This window comes from Caulobacter sp. RHG1 (assembly GCF_013181195.1).
In the GTDB taxonomy this organism is placed as follows: domain Bacteria; phylum Pseudomonadota; class Alphaproteobacteria; order Caulobacterales; family Caulobacteraceae; genus Caulobacter.
In genome coordinates this window covers 84,469-99,426 of sequence record NZ_SMZP01000006.1, presented here as the reverse complement: position 1 = coordinate 99,426, position 14,958 = coordinate 84,469, and the positions used below count along the sequence as shown (strand labels likewise).

Annotated in this window: 16 protein-coding genes and 1 pseudogene; 10 read left to right on the top strand and 7 right to left on the bottom strand. The window is 68.2% G+C overall.

The annotated features are described in order from the left end of the window. Positions 1 to 111: 111 nt before the first annotated feature. A complete protein-coding gene (locus E1H18_RS16995) occupies positions 112 to 678 on the top strand; it encodes a DUF3035 domain-containing protein (protein WP_172270631.1) in 567 nt (188 codons plus the stop codon). A 79-nt stretch (positions 679 to 757) separates the two neighbouring features. On the opposite strand, the gene E1H18_RS16990 is transcribed toward E1H18_RS16995, so the two are convergent. Together E1H18_RS16990 and E1H18_RS16985 are read right to left on the bottom strand one after the other, a co-directional pair. After that, complete coding sequence (locus tag E1H18_RS16990) at positions 758 to 1,702, bottom strand: TraB/GumN family protein (RefSeq protein ID WP_172270629.1); 945 nt, start codon at positions 1,700 to 1,702, stop codon at positions 758 to 760. A gap of 62 nt (positions 1,703 to 1,764) precedes the next feature. Then, positions 1,765 to 2,739: a TraB/GumN family protein gene (locus tag E1H18_RS16985; protein ID WP_172270627.1), complete on the bottom strand. Its 975-nt coding sequence runs from the start codon at positions 2,737 to 2,739 to the stop codon at positions 1,765 to 1,767. A gap of 141 nt (positions 2,740 to 2,880) precedes the next feature. Here E1H18_RS16985 and mutL point away from each other — a divergent pair, with 141 nt between their 5' ends. After that, a complete protein-coding gene (mutL, locus tag E1H18_RS16980) occupies positions 2,881 to 4,791 on the top strand; it encodes a DNA mismatch repair endonuclease MutL (RefSeq protein ID WP_172270625.1) in 1,911 nt (636 codons plus the stop codon). A gap of 7 nt (positions 4,792 to 4,798) precedes the next feature. After that, positions 4,799 to 4,886 (top strand): annotated as a pseudogene (locus E1H18_RS27360) (hypothetical protein); the annotation flags it as partial. A 27-nt stretch (positions 4,887 to 4,913) separates the two neighbouring features. Here E1H18_RS27360 and E1H18_RS16975 read toward each other — a convergent pair. Then, positions 4,914 to 6,116 carry a hypothetical protein gene (locus tag E1H18_RS16975; protein WP_172270623.1) on the bottom strand — a complete coding sequence of 401 codons (1,203 nt, stop codon included), beginning with the start codon at positions 6,114 to 6,116 and terminating at the stop codon, positions 4,914 to 4,916. 89 nt (positions 6,117 to 6,205) lie between these two features. Beyond that, on the bottom strand, positions 6,206 to 6,802 hold the full coding sequence (locus E1H18_RS16970; RefSeq protein WP_172270621.1) for a GNAT family N-acetyltransferase: 597 nt from the start codon (positions 6,800 to 6,802) through the stop codon (positions 6,206 to 6,208). Between the two features lie 157 nt (positions 6,803 to 6,959). Between E1H18_RS16970 and E1H18_RS16965 the strand changes: the two genes are divergently transcribed. Together E1H18_RS16965 and E1H18_RS16960 are read left to right on the top strand one after the other, a co-directional pair. Continuing rightward, positions 6,960 to 8,267: an acyl-CoA dehydrogenase family protein gene (locus E1H18_RS16965; protein ID WP_172270619.1), complete on the top strand. Its 1,308-nt coding sequence runs from the start codon at positions 6,960 to 6,962 to the stop codon at positions 8,265 to 8,267. Between the two features lie 177 nt (positions 8,268 to 8,444). Then, positions 8,445 to 8,957: a methylated-DNA--[protein]-cysteine S-methyltransferase gene (locus tag E1H18_RS16960; protein WP_172270617.1), complete on the top strand. Its 513-nt coding sequence runs from the start codon at positions 8,445 to 8,447 to the stop codon at positions 8,955 to 8,957. On the opposite strand, the gene E1H18_RS16955 is transcribed toward E1H18_RS16960, so the two are convergent. Continuing rightward, positions 8,954 to 9,379: a DUF4345 family protein gene (locus E1H18_RS16955; RefSeq protein ID WP_172270615.1), complete on the bottom strand. Its 426-nt coding sequence runs from the start codon at positions 9,377 to 9,379 to the stop codon at positions 8,954 to 8,956. The two genes, E1H18_RS16960 and E1H18_RS16955, sit on opposite strands and share 4 nt — an antisense overlap. An 8-nt stretch (positions 9,380 to 9,387) precedes the next feature. Further along, entirely contained in the window at positions 9,388 to 9,798 is a 411-nt protein-coding gene (locus E1H18_RS16950; protein ID WP_172270613.1) for a VOC family protein, read from the bottom strand. A 177-nt stretch (positions 9,799 to 9,975) separates the two neighbouring features. Here E1H18_RS16950 and groES point away from each other — a divergent pair, with 177 nt between their 5' ends. From groES to E1H18_RS16935, 4 genes are all read left to right on the top strand, one after another. Further along, positions 9,976 to 10,266 carry a co-chaperone GroES gene (gene groES, locus E1H18_RS16945; protein WP_172270611.1) on the top strand — a complete coding sequence of 97 codons (291 nt, stop codon included), beginning with the start codon at positions 9,976 to 9,978 and terminating at the stop codon, positions 10,264 to 10,266. A gap of 63 nt (positions 10,267 to 10,329) precedes the next feature. Next, on the top strand, positions 10,330 to 11,973 hold the full coding sequence (gene groL / locus E1H18_RS16940) for a chaperonin GroEL (RefSeq protein WP_172270609.1): 1,644 nt from the start codon (positions 10,330 to 10,332) through the stop codon (positions 11,971 to 11,973). 161 nt (positions 11,974 to 12,134) lie between these two features. After that, positions 12,135 to 12,266: a hypothetical protein gene (locus E1H18_RS26850; RefSeq protein WP_241736074.1), complete on the top strand. Its 132-nt coding sequence runs from the start codon at positions 12,135 to 12,137 to the stop codon at positions 12,264 to 12,266. Positions 12,267 to 12,307: 41 nt separating this feature from the next. Next, positions 12,308 to 12,622 carry a hypothetical protein gene (locus E1H18_RS16935; protein WP_172270607.1) on the top strand — a complete coding sequence of 105 codons (315 nt, stop codon included), beginning with the start codon at positions 12,308 to 12,310 and terminating at the stop codon, positions 12,620 to 12,622. A gap of 1 nt (position 12,623) precedes the next feature. Here the strand turns inward: E1H18_RS16935 and E1H18_RS16930 are convergent, their stop codons facing one another. After that, entirely contained in the window at positions 12,624 to 13,628 is a 1,005-nt protein-coding gene (locus tag E1H18_RS16930) for an articulin (protein WP_172270605.1), read from the bottom strand. Positions 13,629 to 13,784: 156 nt separating this feature from the next. Here E1H18_RS16930 and E1H18_RS16925 point away from each other — a divergent pair, with 156 nt between their 5' ends. After that, positions 13,785 to 14,948: a DUF3089 domain-containing protein gene (locus E1H18_RS16925; protein WP_172270603.1), complete on the top strand. Its 1,164-nt coding sequence runs from the start codon at positions 13,785 to 13,787 to the stop codon at positions 14,946 to 14,948. Positions 14,949 to 14,958 lie beyond the last annotated feature (10 nt).

The window sequence follows — 14,958 nt, the reverse complement described above, 5'->3', positions numbered from 1 at the left end:
CCAGACTGAATGACGCCGTAATCGCGTGGGACATTGGCGCCCGCGCGATGATGTCGTATCGAGAGCGTCCGAATTTCTGGGCCGGGGGTCGGCCTGCTGGAGCATGGTTTCATGAGTTTCAATCGGGTCGCGACCGTGAGCGCCCTGACCGTCGTGGCCGCGATCGGCCTGGCGGGCTGCACCTCGACCAAAAAGGCCCTGGGCATGAACAAGGTCGTGCCCGACGAATTCCGCGTCGTCAGCAAGGCCCCGCTGGCCGTGCCGCCCGACTATGCGCTGCGTCCGCCGGCGCCGGGCCAGCCGCGTCCGCAGGAGCTGCAGCCTGAAAGCGCCGCCCGCGCCGCGCTGATCGGCCAGAGCAACGCCGCCGGCCGCTCGGAAGGCGAAAAGGTCCTGGTGGCCCGCGCCGGCGCCGAACGCGCCGACCCGCTGATCCGCTTCGTCGTCGATGACGAGAACGGCGACCTGGCCCACAAGGACGAGAGCTTCGCCAGCAAGGTGATGTTCTGGAAGAAGGGCGAGGCCAAGACCGACGTGGCCACCGCCGCTCAGGCTGGCGCCAACGCCCAGCTGGAAGACGCCGCCGCCGAAGAGGCCCGCCTGAAGAAGCTGGTGGGTACGGGCGGCGTGGTGATCAGCCGCGAGAAGAAGGGCGGCATCAAGCTGCCCGGCCTCTAAGCCGCGACACACCGACAAGATCCGAACGGCCCGGAGGCGATGCTTCCGGGCCGTTTGCGTTTGAGCCGTTCAGCGCCCGCTAGCCATCCCCCGGCGTGCGCACCGTGATCCCGCGCGCGCGCAGCTTCTCCAGCACCCCGTCCTCGGCGACCAGGCCACGGATCGGATAGAGGGCCACGGCATGGCCGGGGGTCTTGAGCAGACCGGCCAGCGCCTCGACCTCGTCGTCGATCGACTGGCGGCGCGCATCGGCCACGCCCGGCAACAGCAGTTCGCAACGCTCAGTGCTGCGCGGCGCGGCCATGGCCGCCTTGACCCGCCCCTGCGCCCACCCCTGCGCCGCCGCGCGGTAGGGACCCGCCCCCGCCTCGACGGCGTCGAGCGTTTCGGAGAGGCAGGTCAGTCCCGCCTCCTGACTGTGCTGACGCACGATGGTCTTCAGCATCGGCATGGCCTTGTGGACCGCCCCCGGGCGCACCTTGACGCGATGCTTGCGGGCCAGGTCGCGGACGGTCTTCATCGGCTCGGCGGTCTGCAGCCCGGCCTGCCGCGTGGCCTTGCCGCCCAGCTGCATGGCGATCATCACCGGCTTCCAGTCCCGCCAGCCGTCGGGATCCTTGGAATGGGTGGCGGCCCAGGCGCGCTGGGTGCGCGCCGACAGGGCCGGAGCGCCCCGGGCCCAGTCGCCGTCGTCCTTCATGCCCTTGCGCAGCTTCAGCAGGGCCGGCAGGTCGGTCACGCCCGCCTGCCAGCTCGGCGGGGTCAGCACCGCGAAGGCCCCTTCCAGTCGCCGGTCCAGCACGGACCGGTCCCAGGCCAGGTCCTTGGGCAGGACGCCAGGCGTGCCCAGAACATAGACGGTGGTGTCGCCGTCGGAGATCCGCCACCAGGCCGGCCCCGGGAGCTTGGCGCTGACCACCAGCGCCTCGACGACATTGGCCTCCGGATCGTCCAGCGCCTGAGCCTGCGCCCCGCCAGCGGCCATCGCGAAGGTCAGGGCCAGGCCGGCCAGGATCGTGCGCATTCGAAATGATTCCCCGATCATGAAGCTCAACCGTGGCGAGACGATGCGGCGGAAGCTTGACCTTATTCGGGCGGGGTCACGGTGAAGCCCTGGGCGCGCAGGCGGTCCAGCACGCCGTCCTGGGCCAATAGGGAGCGCAGCTCGATCACCGCCACGGCCTTGCCCGGGGTCTGCAGCGCCTTGGCGATGGCGGCGACCGCATCGTCCCGGCCCTCGCGCAGTTCCTTGGCGATCGACGGCGTCGAGTCCAGGCAGCGCTGGAAGCCGCGATCGGCCGAGACCACCTCGCGGACCTGGCCTTCGGCCCAGCGCCGAGCTGTGGCCTGGACGCCGCCCTCGCCGCTCTCTGCCTGCCGCAGACCAGCGTCCAGGCACAGTTGCTGCAGCGGCTGGGGCGCGGTGGCCAGGGCCTTGATGGCGTCGACCAGGCTGTAGTCGGGCAGGTTCTGGATGCGCGGACGCTGCTTGAGGTCGCGGCTCCTGGCGATATTGCGGATGCGCTCGGTGACGCCGCCCACGCTGATCGAGATGTCGCCGCCATCCTGGCTGTTGGCGAGCAGGAAGCCAGCGAAGGCAGGTTTGACGTCGTCCATGGCGTCCGGCTTTTCCTTCATAACCTTCAGCCGCGCCTCCAGCCGCTCGCGCAGGTTGGCCGGCAGGGCCTGGCGCATCGGCTGGTCCATGACGAACAGCTTGCGGCTGCCCATCGCCAGGGCGATCAGTCTCACCATGCCGACATCGGCCTCCTGGCCCATGATCAGGACATTGGCCCCGTCCAGGCGACGGCGCAGCACCGACTCGTCGGCCTGGGTCTTGGACGGGACCATGGCCGGCACGCCCAGGACGTAGACCGTGGTGTCCGCGTCGCTGACCTTCCACCAGGCGGGTCCCGGCAGACGGGCGTTGACGATCAGTTCCTCGACCAGATTGGCGTTGGGGTCGACGCGGGTGAGCTCCACGGGCGCTTGCGCCTGAGCCGAACCCGCCAGCCCCAGCGAAAGCGCCAGGCCGGCGGCGGCGAAACGGATCGGCGTCACTATGTGTCTTCCTCGAACGGCGGCGGAATCGAGCTAAACTGGCTCGTTTCCCTGTCGTTGGCCGATCGTGGATCGCTCGGTCAACTTAAGGAGTCGCAATGTCGATCCGCGCGATCGGCCTGCCTCGTGAAAGTCCGCTTGATGCCCATCCGCCGCCTGCCGCCCGAGACCGTCAACCGCATCGCCGCCGGCGAGGTGGTCGAGCGCCCGGCCAGCGCCATCAAGGAACTGGTCGACAACGCCATCGACGCCGGCGCCACGCGCATCGAGGTCGAGGCCCACGGCGGCGGCCTGACCCGCATCCTGGTGGCCGACGACGGCACGGGCCTGTCGGCCGAAGAACTGCCTGTCGCCATCGAGCGCCACGCGACCTCCAAGCTGGCGCCCGACGAGGACGGCCTGTGGGACCTGCTACGCATCCACACCATGGGCTTCCGGGGCGAGGCCCTGCCCTCGATCGGTTCGGTGGCGCGGCTACAGATCAGCTCGCGCGCCAGGGGGAGCAAGGACGCCTTCTCGATCCTGGTCGAGGGCGGCCAGGTCGGCGATGTCGCGCCCGCCGCCTTCCCCGGCCCGCATGGGGCGCGGATCGAGGTGCGCGATCTGTTCTACGCCACGCCCGCGCGCCTGAAGTTCATGAAGTCCGAGCGCGCCGAGGCCCTGGCGATCACCGAGGAGATCAAGCGCCAGGCCATGGCCAATGAGAGCGTCGGCTTCTCGCTGGACATCGACGGCCGCAAGATCCTGCGCCTGCCGGCCGAGCATCCGGGGCCGCAAGGCCGTCTGGCGCGCCTGGCCGCCGTGCTGGGCCGCGACTTCCAGGACAACGCCCTGGAGATCGACCAGACCCGCGACGGCGTGCGGCTGTCGGGCTTTGCGGGCCTGCCGACCTACAACCGCGGCAACGCCGCCCACCAGTACCTGTTCGTCAACGGCCGGCCTGTGCGCGACCGCCTGCTGACCGGCGCCCTGCGCGCGGCCTATGCCGACTTTCTGGCAAGGGACCGTCACCCGACCGCGGCCCTGTATGTCACGCTCGAGCCGACCGAGGTCGACGTCAACGTCCACCCCGCCAAGGCCGAGGTGCGCTTCCGCGACCCGGCCCTGGTGCGCGGCCTGATCGTCGGCGCCCTGCGCCACGCCCTGGCCGGGGCCGGCCACCGCGCCTCGACCACCGTCGCCAACCAGGCCCTGGACAGCATCCGCGCCCAGCAGAGCCCGTTCCCTGGGTATCAACCGGGTCCCTCTCCGGCGGGCTTCTCGGCCTGGCGCGAAGGCGGTTGGATGCCGCCCACCCAGCGGCCGATGGACCTGCCGGGCCTGAACGAAGTCTCCGCACGCGTCGAACCCAGCGACTCGTCTGGTTTTGGGGGCGAACTGGCCGAGGTGGTGCGCGAGGTCTACACGTCCGTCGCCTTCGAGGACCGGCCCAGCCCCGACTACGCCCCCGCCGCGCCGTTCGACCCGGTCGACTTCCCGCTAGGCGCGGCCCGGGCCCAGGTGCACGAAACCTATATCGTCTCCCAGACCCGCGACGGCATGGTGATCGTCGACCAGCACGCCGCCCACGAGCGCCTCGTCTACGAGCGGATGAAGGGCGAGATGGCCGCCGGCGGCGTCGCGCGCCAGACCCTGCTGCTGCCCGAGGTGGTGGACCTCGATCCCGCCGAAGCCGAACGCGTCCTCGCCCGGTCGGAAGAGCTGGCCAGCCTGGGCCTGGTGCTCGAGGCCTTCGGACCCGGCGCGGTTCTGGTGCGCGAGACGCCGGCGCTGCTGGGCAAGACCGACGCCGGCGCTCTGGTCCGCGACATCGCCGACGACCTGGCCGAAAACGGTCAGGCCCTGGCCTTGAAGGAGCGGCTGGAAGAGGTCTGTTCCACCATGGCCTGCCACGGCAGCGTCCGCGCCGGCCGCCGCCTCAATGGCGTGGAGATGAACGCCCTGCTGCGCGAGATGGAAGCCACGCCCCACTCAGGCCAGTGCAACCACGGCCGCCCGACCTACGTGGAACTGAAGCTGTCGGACATCGAGAAGCTGTTCGGTCGGCGCTAGAGCGTGGCCCTCGCCCTTCGACAAGCTCAGGGTGAGGTCCAAGGGTCGGCGCAGTAGAAAACCTCATCCTGAGCCTGTCGAAGGACGAGGTTTTCGGCCTCTCGGCGCTCAGCGGTGTTTATCTAGGCCGCCTCATGGGCCAGGGCGACGGGCGCGCCCTCGGCGGCGGCGATCGGCTTGTCCAGCAGGCTCGTGACGGCCGGACCCGAGACGCGGGCGACGCCGCCGGCGCGGCACGCTTCCAGTTCGATGGCCGAGCCGACGCCAGCGACCGCCTGGACCACGCCCTTGCCGGCATAGGCGCCCTTGCGCTCGACGAACTTGAGGATCTCCGACAGGCGATCGCGATCGGTCTCGCCGGTCAGCACCAGGGTGACGCTGTCCAGCAGCTCGTGCGGCAGACCGTGGATCGGAAAGGTCGGGTCGGTGACCTGCAGGTCCATCAGGGCGAAGCTGCCTTTCAGGAACATCCGCATCTGCTGCAGCATGCCGATCGAGGCCTCGCGCGGCGTACCGTAGATCGTGGCGCACAGGCGCGGACGCTGGTCCATCGGGTAGCGCGACAGCCGGCTCTTGTAGGCGTCCTGAGCGCTTGGGGTGTTGAGGTTCCAGAAGCCGAACGGCGTGTGGACCTCGCCGAACGGCGAGGTCTTGAGCAGGCCCTGGGCGTCGGTCAGGCACAGCAGGTCGCGCTTGAGCAGCTTGTCGTCGTCTTCCGGCACGGGGTCGTGCAGGTCGGCGCGCAGGCCGATAGCCGAGCCGACGAAGACGCCCTGGATCAGGTCATGGACGCCCCACCAGCCGGTCTGCGCGAGCGGCGGCGGGGGCGGCGCGGCCTTGGCGACCGGCGGACGCGGCGGGGCCGCGGCGGCGGCGGCCTTCACGGCGCGCGCTTCCTCGTGGGTGCTGGGGACGGCGTGAATGGCCTCGGCGGTGATCACGTGGACGCGGCCGGCGGCCCCGCCGTAGCCATCGCCGGCGATCAAACCGGCCAGCTCTTCCTGGGTCAGGCTGGCGAACTTCAGAACCGCCCGCTCGTCGCCCTCAAAGGTCATAAGGCAGATCTGGCCGCTCTTGCGCCCGGGGAACAGGACGTTCTCCAGCTCGGCCGCCAGGGCCTGCATCTCGACGGGGTCCAGGGTCTCGACACGATTGTCGGCCAGCACGAAAGCCAGGGGAGCCACGGCGCCGCATTTGCGCGGCGGCGGCCAGTGGGCTTTCAGGAACGCGTCGGCGACGGTCTGAGCCTTGTCGCGCGGGACTTCACCCGGCTGGCTCTCGCCGTCAGCGTTGAACAGGATACGCAGGCACGCAATGGCAGTCATGAGGCCTGAAGCTACAGGCCCATGATTGGCGAATCCTTACAACCGAAGCGACTGCGACGTTTTATTCAAACGCCGGTTCAAACGCCCGATCAGACGAAGGTTTCGCTGAGCCGGAACTCCAGGCGCTCGCGCACGGCCGGCCAGTCATAGTCGGTGATCGAGAACACCGCCGTGTCGCGGATGTGACCGGTCCAGGTGACCTTGTGATTGCGCAGCACGCCTTCCTTGCTGGCGCCCAGCTTCTGGACGGCGGCCTGACTGCGGGCGTTGCGAACGTCGATGGCGAACTCGACACGGATGGCGCCGGCCTTGTCGAAGGCGTGACCCAGCAGCAGGCGCTTGCTCTCCGGGTTGACCGGACCCGAGCGCGCCTCGGGGTTCAGGAAGGTCGAGCCGACCTCCAGCCCGCCGTGCAGGCGGCGGATGTTCAGATAGCTGGTGGTGCCGACCACCTTGCCGTCCGACAGGCGGCGGATCACGAAGCCGATGCGCTCGCCGCGATCGGTCTCGCCCTGCAGCGCGCCCCAGAAGTCGTCGAAGCCCTCGCCGCAGCCGTTGACCGACATGATCTCCCAGCTGTCGGGATCGCAGTCGACGGCGGCCTTCAGCTCGTCGCGGTGATCGATGGTGATGGGTTCCAGGCGCACGTAGCGGCCCTGCAGGATGTCGGCGGTCAAGGTCAGCATGGCGGTGTTTTCGGCCAGGCGTTGAGCTGTGACAACCCACGCCGGTTCGATTTGCGCTGCAATCGCCAAGCTGCCCGCTTGCCCCGCGCGTCAGGGCGGTGTTACAACCACTTCAAACAACTGTTTGAGACAAAGAAAGCGGGAAGAGGGAACGACCATGGACTTCGACATCTCCCCCAAGCAGCGCGCCTTCCTGGATCGCGTCACCGCGTTCATGGACGAGCACATCGTTCCGGCGATCCCGGTCTACGAGGCCGAGATGAACGTCCTAGGCGCCGAGCGCTGGAAGATCGTCCAGGTCGTCGAGGAGCTGAAGGCGAAAGCCAAGGCCGCCGGGCTGTGGAACTTCTTCATGCCGCCGCACAGCGGCCAGGTTCACGTCGACGACACCTTCCAGTTCGAGGGCGTCCAGCTGACCAATCTGGAATACAGCCTGATCGCCGAACAGCTGGGCAAGGTCGGCTTCGCTTCGGAAGTCTTCAACTGCTCGGCGCCCGACACCGGCAACATGGAAGTGCTGATGCGCTACGGCACGCTGGCGCAGAAGGAAAAGTGGCTGCGCCCGCTGATGAACGGCGAGATCCGTTCGGCCTTCCTGATGACCGAACCGGCGGTGGCCAGCTCGGACGCCACCAATATCGAGACCCGCATCGAGCGCGACGGCGACCACTATGTGATCAACGGCCGCAAGTGGTGGTCCTCGGGCGTGGGCGATCCGCGCTGCAAGGTCGCCATCGTCATGGGCAAGACCGATCCCGACAACGCCAGCCGCCACCAGCAGCAGAGCCAGGTCCTGGTGCCGCTGGACGCGCCGGGCATCGAGATCGTCCGCATGCTGCCGGTGTTCGGCTATGACGACGCCCCGCACGGCCATGCCGAGGTCATCCTCAAGGACGTGCGCGTGCCGATCGAGGACGCGCTGCTGCTGGGCGAAGGCCGCGGCTTCGAGATCGCCCAGGGTCGCCTGGGCCCCGGCCGCATCCACCACTGCATGCGCACCATCGGCACGGCGGAAGTCGCGCTGGAAAAGATGTGCAAGCGCCTGATGAGCCGCAAGGCGTTCGGCAAGTACGTCTCGGACCACTCCGTCTGGGAAGAGCGCGTCGCCGACGCCCGCATCGACATCGAGATGTGCCGCCTGCTGTGCCTGAAGGCCGCCGACATGATGGACAAGGCCGGCAACAAGTCGGCCCGTCTGGAGATCGCCATGATCAAGGTCGCGGCCCCGCGCCTTGCCCTGAAGATCATCGACGACGCCATCCAGGCCCACGGCGGCGGCGGCGTGACCACCGACTTCGGCCTGGCCAAGGCCTATGCCGGCATCCGCACCCTGCGCCTGGCCGACGGCCCGGACGAGGTGCACCAGCGCACGATCGCGCGGATGGAATACGGCAAGTACGGGGATCTGGTGTTCAAGCAGAAGGCCGAGAAGGAAGCGGCGCTGCACGTGCCGGGGATTCGCTGATCTAGCCCCCCACTTGCCCCCTCCGGGCCTGCGGCCCTCCTCCCCCGAAGGGGGAAGACGGGTCGCGGCGCACCGTCTGCCCCCTCCGGGGGCGGACGACCGCGAAGCGGTCAGGTGGGGGCCAGTGACCGCAAAATCCGGGCGGACGACGCCTCGCGCATGGGCGATAACCGCCCCATGTCCCGCCCTGCCAGCCTCCTCCTCGACCGCCTCCCCTCGCCCATCGGCGAGCTGTTGGTCGTCACCGACGAGACCGGCCTGCTGCGGGCGATCGATTTCCACGACTACGAACACCGCCTGGATCGGCTGCTGAAGATCCACTACGGCCCGCTGCGGCCAGAGCCTGGCGCTGCGCCGGCCGCCACGCGCGACGCCCTGACCGCATATTTCGCCGGCCAGACGGATGCTCTGAGACCCCTGCCCTGGGACACGAACGGCACCGATTTCCAGACGGCCGTGTGGAAGGCGCTTGGCTCGATCCCGGCCGGAGCGACCATCACCTATTCCGAACTGGCCAGTCGGATCGGCCGCCCGGCCGCCGTCCGCGCCGCCGGCCACGCCAACGGCGCCAATCCGCTAAGCCTCGCCGCGCCCTGCCATCGCGTGATCGGCATGAACGGCGCGCTCACCGGCTACGGCGGCGGCATCGAGCGCAAGCGCTGGCTGCTCACCCACGAAGGCGCGCTCTAGACCAGCCGCGCCCCGTGCAGCACGACCTGGCCGATGTTGAAGAACGGCAGGCACAGGGTGACGCCGATCAGGGCGTTGAACACCATTGCGCCCGTGTTGAACCTAGCCCCTGAGCCGTCGACCATCAGCGACACGGCCCGTCCCAGGCCCGCGCCCAGCCAGGCGATCCCCAGCACCAGCGCCATCGCCGCACCGATCCGGGGCTGGTAGCCGAGATAGAGCGCCGCCGCGCCGTGCGACACGATCAAGACCCCGCCCAACGCCCGCCCCTCGGCGAACAGCGGCGGCTTGGGCGTGGTCTCGTCGGCCAGACCCGCCAGGTCCAGCATCGCCTGCGGCCGCGCCAGGATCATCCCGCCCAACACCCCGCCGATCACGCAGGCCAGGACCGCCAGGAACAGCGACAGGACGTAACTCGACATGGGCGACCTCAGGCGGGCTTGTGACAGACGGCCTCGACGTTGCGGCCGTCGGGGTCAAGCACGAAAGCCGCATAATAGTTGGGATGATAATGAGGCCGCACGCCGGGCGCCCCATTGTCGGTTCCGCCCGCCGCCAGGGCCGCGGCGTGGAACGCGTCGACCTGGGCGCGGTCGGCGGCGACGAAGGCCACGTGCATCGGACCGGTCGGCGTCGCGCTTTCGGAGACCCAGAAACTGGGCTTGCCGGCCTGGATGTCGCGGCGATCCGAGGTCGGACCATAGCCGAAGAAGGCCGTACTCCCGGTCTCCTCGGCGCTGACGCTCATCACGACACCGATCCCCAGCGGCGCGAACGCGGCGTCATAAAACGCCTTCGCCGCCTGGAGATCACGGACGCTCACACCCATATGGTCGATCACGGAAGCCCACTCCTCATTAACCCTTCGCGAAAAGTTCGCGGCTGGCGTTCTTGACTCCCCAGAGGGGGCTGCCTAACTCACGCCCGACGTTGGCACTCGATGGGAGCGACTGCTAACAGCACCGCTCCCCCGGACCAGCGAAGCCTTTATTTCAAACCGTTCCGACGGAGAACATCCATGAAATTTCGTCCCCTGGGCGACCGCGTCCTCGTGAAGCGCGTCGAAGAAGAAACCAAGACCAAGGGCGGGATCATCATCCCCGACACCGCCAAGGAAAAGCCGCAGGAAGGCGAAGTCGTCGCCGTCGGCCCCGGCGCGCGTAACGACAAGGGCGACGTCGTCGCTCTGGACGTCAAGGCTGGCGACCGCATCCTGTTCGGCAAGTGGTCGGGCACGGAAGTGAAGGTCGACGGTCAGGACCTCCTGATCATGAAGGAAAGCGACGTCCTGGGCGTGGTCGAGGGCTAATCCCTCCCCGTCTCCCCAGACGCTCTCCTCTCCCAGAATTCCAGATTCAGAAAGGCGCCCACCATGGCCGCTAAAGACGTTTATTTCGGCTCGGACGCGCGCGACAAGATGCTGCGCGGCGTCAACATCCTCGCCAACGCCGTGAAGGTGACCCTGGGTCCCAAGGGCCGCAACGTCGTCATCGAAAAGTCGTTCGGCGCCCCGCGCACCACCAAGGACGGCGTCTCGGTCGCCAAGGAAATCGAACTGTCGGATAAGTTCGAGAACCTCGGCGCGCAGATGATCCGCGAAGTCGCTTCGAAGACCAACGACAAGGCCGGCGACGGCACCACGACCGCCACGGTCCTGGCCCAGGCCATCGTCCAGGAAGGCCTCAAGTCGGTCGCCGCCGGCATGAACCCGATGGATCTGAAGCGCGGCATCGACAAGGCCGTCCTGATCGCCGTCGAGGACATCAAGTCGTCGTCGAAGAAGGTCACGACCAACGCTGAAATCGCCCAGGTCGGCACCATCTCGGCCAACGGCGACAAGGAAGTCGGCGAGATGATCGCCAAGGCCATGGACAAGGTCGGCAACGAAGGCGTCATCACCGTCGAAGAAGCCAAGACCGCCGAAACCGAACTCGACGTCGTCGAAGGCATGCAGTTCGACCGCGGCTACCTGTCGCCGTACTTCATCACCAACGCCGACAAGATGGAAGTTCAGCTGGAAGAGCCGCTGATCCTCCTGTTCGAAAAGAAGCTGTCGTCGCTGCAGCCGCTGCTGCCGGTGCTGGAAGCCGTCGTCCAGTCGGGCCGCCCGCTGGTCATCATCGCTGAAGACGTCGAAGGCGAGGCCCTGGCCACGCTGGTCGTCAACAAGCTGCGGGGCGGCCTGCGCGTCGCCGCCGTCAAGGCTCCGGGCTTCGGCGACCGCCGCAAGGCCATGCTGGAAGACATCGCCATCCTGACCGGCGCTCAAGTCGTCAGCGAAGACCTCGGCATCAAGCTCGAGAACGTTTCGCTCGACATGCTGGGCAAGGCCAAGAAGATCTCGATCACCAAGGACGACACCACGATCGTGGACGGCATTGGCGAGAAGGAAGCGATCGAAGCCCGTATCGCCCAGATCAAGCGCCAGATCGAAGACACCACGTCGGACTACGACAAGGAAAAGCTGCAAGAGCGTCTGGCCAAGCTGGCCGGCGGCGTTGCGGTCATCCGCGTCGGCGGCTCGACCGAAGTCGAAGTGAAGGAAAAGAAGGACCGCGTCGACGACGCCCTGAACGCGACCCGCGCGGCCGCCGATGAAGGCATCGTCCCGGGCGGCGGCACGGCTCTGCTGAAGGCTTCGAAGGCCCTGGCTGGCGTGACCGGCGACAACGACGACCAGACGGCCGGCATCGCCATCGTCCGTCGCGCCCTGCAATCGCCGATCCGCCAGATCGCCGAAAACGCCGGCGTCGAAGGTTCGATCGTGGTCGGCAAGATCCTGGAAAGCGACAGCAGCTCGTTCGGCTTCAACGCCCAGACCGAGCAGTATGTCGACCTGGTCGTCGATGGCGTCATTGACCCGGCCAAGGTTGTCCGCACGGCTCTGCAGAACGCCGCCTCGGTGGCCGGCCTGCTGATCACGACGGAAGCCGCGATCGTCGAAGCCCCCAAGAAGGGCGGCGGCGCCCCGGCCGGCGGCGGCATGCCGGGCGGCATGGGCGACATGGACTTCTAATCTAGAAGTTCAGCCTACCGCTGAAAACGGATCAGGGCGGGGCCGAAAGGCTCCGCCCTTTTTCGTGTTCGGGGCTGAGCCGAAAATCGCCTGCCACGCGCATCCAATGTCCGCCTGCCGACGTTAACGATGTGGCAAGAATTGGGCACTGGGAGGTTGTGATGACGTCGATGCGTCTGTCCCCCACTTACCGCCGCCGGCGGCAATCGCGGACCACGCTGGTGGTCCTGGGGCTTTCAGTCTGGCTGGCCCTGGGCCTGATCAGTCAGGCGGCGTTCCAGCTGATCGGCTAGAGCCCCTTTGCGGACGACGCGGGGAAGACTACATCCCGCCCATGTTCCGCCAACGCCCCGACGCCGATCTGATCGTTCAAGGCTGGGTCATCGGCGTGATGGTCGAGGTCCCGGGCGAGCGCGTCCCTGTCCGCCACTACTTCGCCGTCGGCAAGGCCGACCGCGCCCAGGCCGAGTGGACGGCCGTCGACATGGCGATGAACGCCGGCTCCGTGGCGTCCAGCCCCGTGAGCGGCAAGGAGCCCGTCGAGGCCCTGCGCGAGATCCTGGCCTTCCGCATGCGCGACCTGGGCCTCAAGCCCGGCGAGGCGCGGGCGCTGGGGGACAAGAACCCGCGGCGCTGGCTGTCGTTGTAAGCTAGTGGCCCTTGCCGCCGCCCCCGCAGCGGCTGCAACCGCCGCCGCCGTGACCGCCACCGCCGACTCGTACGGAGGTCGACGCCGAAGCGGCGGCCGAGGCCGAGCTGGAGGCATAGCCCCCGGCGTGACCGCCAGCCCAGCCACCGCCGCCCACCAGGCCGTAGCCGCCATAGCCACCCCCGCGTCCGCCCGACTGCGCGCCGACATAGCCCATCGGCAGCGGCGGCGGTTCGGGATAGTAGCCCCAGGCCTCGGAAGGCTCGGCGCGCGGGTTCCAGCCACCGCCCGGCGCATAGCGGCCAGTGTAGGAATTGCCGCCGTAGTATGAGCCGCCGCCGCTGCTGTATGATGAGCTTTCGCGGCTTTCCTCGTAATAGGATTGCTCGGACGACTGATAGCCCTGGCCGTAGCCGTAGTGGGCGTGGTCGCCGCCGCACACCTGAACGCACGGCGCTGGCTGCTGCGGGGCCGGCACATACACCGGACGCTCAACCGGGCGGTCGACATAAACATAGACCGGCACCTGGATGATCTTGTCGACCACCTCGCGCGGCCCCTCGACCGGCACGGGACGATCGACATAGACGGGGCGGTCCACAGGAACCTCGACCCGCTTCTCGACGATGCGGTCCACCGGGCGGTCGACATAGACCTTCTTTTCCACGATCCGCTCGACGGGGACCTGGACGATGCGCTCGACCGGCACCTCGACGCGCTTTTCGACCGCGACCTGGCGCTCGATGATCACCGGCTTTTCGACCACCTTCTCGACCACCTGGGTCGTGGGGCGATCGACATAGACCGGGACCTGCTTTTCGACGATACGGTCGACATAGACGATCTTGGTCCGCGCGGCCGGGGCCTTGTGCGCCTTGGCCCGTTTCGGGACGTGTTCGCCACGCACCGGCGCGCCGGGATAGCCGTCGGCCAAGACGGGCGAAACGGCCGCGCCGCCGGCGAAAGCCGCCGTGGCGCCGAGCAGGAGAAGGGTCCGAAGGGTCATCGTCGACCTCGATACGAGAAAGCAGCGCCGTCCCAGGGCGGGACGACTCCGGCCTCTCCCCGCAACCTTCGGGCCAAGCCCCCTTGGCGACCGCTGCGCTTTTGGCCATGCTCCGCGCCAAACGGGCGTTCGAAAACGCACCTGGGGAGAAACGCGATGACGAAGATGCTGGCCGCGCTCGGCCTGACGATAGGCCTGGCTCTGGCGAGTCCGGCCGGTGCTCAAGCCCCGGCGAACACCGCGCCCAACGACTATGGCAAGACCGACAACTGGCTGTGCCTGCCCGGCCGCGCCGACGCCTGCGCCGTCGACCAGACCACCACCATCGTCCAGGCCAACGGCAAGACCGCGACCGAGGCCTTCAAGGCCGCCGCCAAGCCGGCTTATGACTGCTTCTATGTCTATCCGACCGTATCGACCGATCCGGGCGGCAACAGCGACATGAGCATCGACGACGCTGAGAAGCGTGTGGTCGACATGCAGCTGGCCCGCTTCGCCGGCCAGTGCCGGGTGTTTGCGCCGATGTACCGCCAGGTGACCCTGGCCGCTCTGCGCCAAGTGATGATGGGCCAGCCCTCGCCGGGCAACGGGGTCCTCGCATACGGCGACGTGCGCGACGCCTGGCGCTGGTACCTGGCCAACGGGAACAAGGGACGCGGCGTGGTCCTGATCGGCCACAGCCAGGGCGCGCGCATGGTCCTGGACCTGCTGAAGAACGAAATCGACGGCCAGCCGGCCCAGAAGCAGATGATCTCGGCCCTGGTCATCGGCATGAATGCCCCGGTCGATGCGGCCGGCAAGTTCCACTCGATCCCGACCTGCGCCAAGGCCGACCAGGCCGGATGCCTCGTCTCCTACGTCTCGTTTCGCGAGACCAGCCCGCCGCCGGCCAACAGCCGCTTCGGCAAGACCGATGAACAGGGCCATCGCGCGGCTTGCGTGAACCCCGCCGCCCTGGTGGCCGGCAAGGCCTCGACCGACGAGGCGGTGCTGCACGCCTATCTGAGCAGCAAGGGCTTCGGCGCAGTCTCGGGACAACCGCCTGCGCCGTTCGCCAAGGACCTGACGGTGACCACGCCGTTCGTGGCGCTACCAGGCCTGCTGTCAGCCCACTGTGTCAGCGAGGGCGAGTTCAGCTATCTGGCGGTGAAGGTCAACGCCGACCCGGCCGATCCTCGCACCGACGAGATCACGGGCGACGTGGCCGTGAACGGCGTGGTGCTGAAGGACTGGGGCCTGCACCTGATCGACATGAACCTGGCCATGGGCGACCTGCTGACGCTGGTCGGGCGGCAGGCGAAGACCTACGCCGCTAAATAGGAATGAGGCT

What these genes read in the sequence shown, in the direction of transcription:
- E1H18_RS16995 (WP_172270631.1), top strand. Translation starts at nt 112, where the DNA reads ATGAGTTTCAATCGGGTCGCGACCGTGAGCGCCCTGACCGTCGTGGCC.
- E1H18_RS16990 (WP_172270629.1), bottom strand. Translation starts at nt 1,702, where the DNA reads ATGCGCACGATCCTGGCCGGCCTGGCCCTGACCTTCGCGATGGCCGCT.
- mutL (WP_172270625.1), top strand. Translation starts at nt 2,881, where the DNA reads ATGCCCATCCGCCGCCTGCCGCCCGAGACCGTCAACCGCATCGCCGCC.
- E1H18_RS16975 (WP_172270623.1), bottom strand. Translation starts at nt 6,116, where the DNA reads ATGACTGCCATTGCGTGCCTGCGTATCCTGTTCAACGCTGACGGCGAG.
- E1H18_RS16970 (WP_172270621.1), bottom strand. Translation starts at nt 6,802, where the DNA reads ATGCTGACCTTGACCGCCGACATCCTGCAGGGCCGCTACGTGCGCCTG.
- E1H18_RS16965 (WP_172270619.1), top strand. Translation starts at nt 6,960, where the DNA reads ATGGACTTCGACATCTCCCCCAAGCAGCGCGCCTTCCTGGATCGCGTC.
- E1H18_RS16960 (WP_172270617.1), top strand. Translation starts at nt 8,445, where the DNA reads ATGTCCCGCCCTGCCAGCCTCCTCCTCGACCGCCTCCCCTCGCCCATC.
- E1H18_RS16955 (WP_172270615.1), bottom strand. Translation starts at nt 9,379, where the DNA reads ATGTCGAGTTACGTCCTGTCGCTGTTCCTGGCGGTCCTGGCCTGCGTG.
- groES (WP_172270611.1), top strand. Translation starts at nt 9,976, where the DNA reads ATGAAATTTCGTCCCCTGGGCGACCGCGTCCTCGTGAAGCGCGTCGAA.
- groL (WP_172270609.1), top strand. Translation starts at nt 10,330, where the DNA reads ATGGCCGCTAAAGACGTTTATTTCGGCTCGGACGCGCGCGACAAGATG.
- E1H18_RS26850 (WP_241736074.1), top strand. Translation starts at nt 12,135, where the DNA reads ATGACGTCGATGCGTCTGTCCCCCACTTACCGCCGCCGGCGGCAATCG.
- E1H18_RS16935 (WP_172270607.1), top strand. Translation starts at nt 12,308, where the DNA reads ATGTTCCGCCAACGCCCCGACGCCGATCTGATCGTTCAAGGCTGGGTC.
- E1H18_RS16930 (WP_172270605.1), bottom strand. Translation starts at nt 13,628, where the DNA reads ATGACCCTTCGGACCCTTCTCCTGCTCGGCGCCACGGCGGCTTTCGCC.
- E1H18_RS16925 (WP_172270603.1), top strand. Translation starts at nt 13,785, where the DNA reads ATGACGAAGATGCTGGCCGCGCTCGGCCTGACGATAGGCCTGGCTCTG.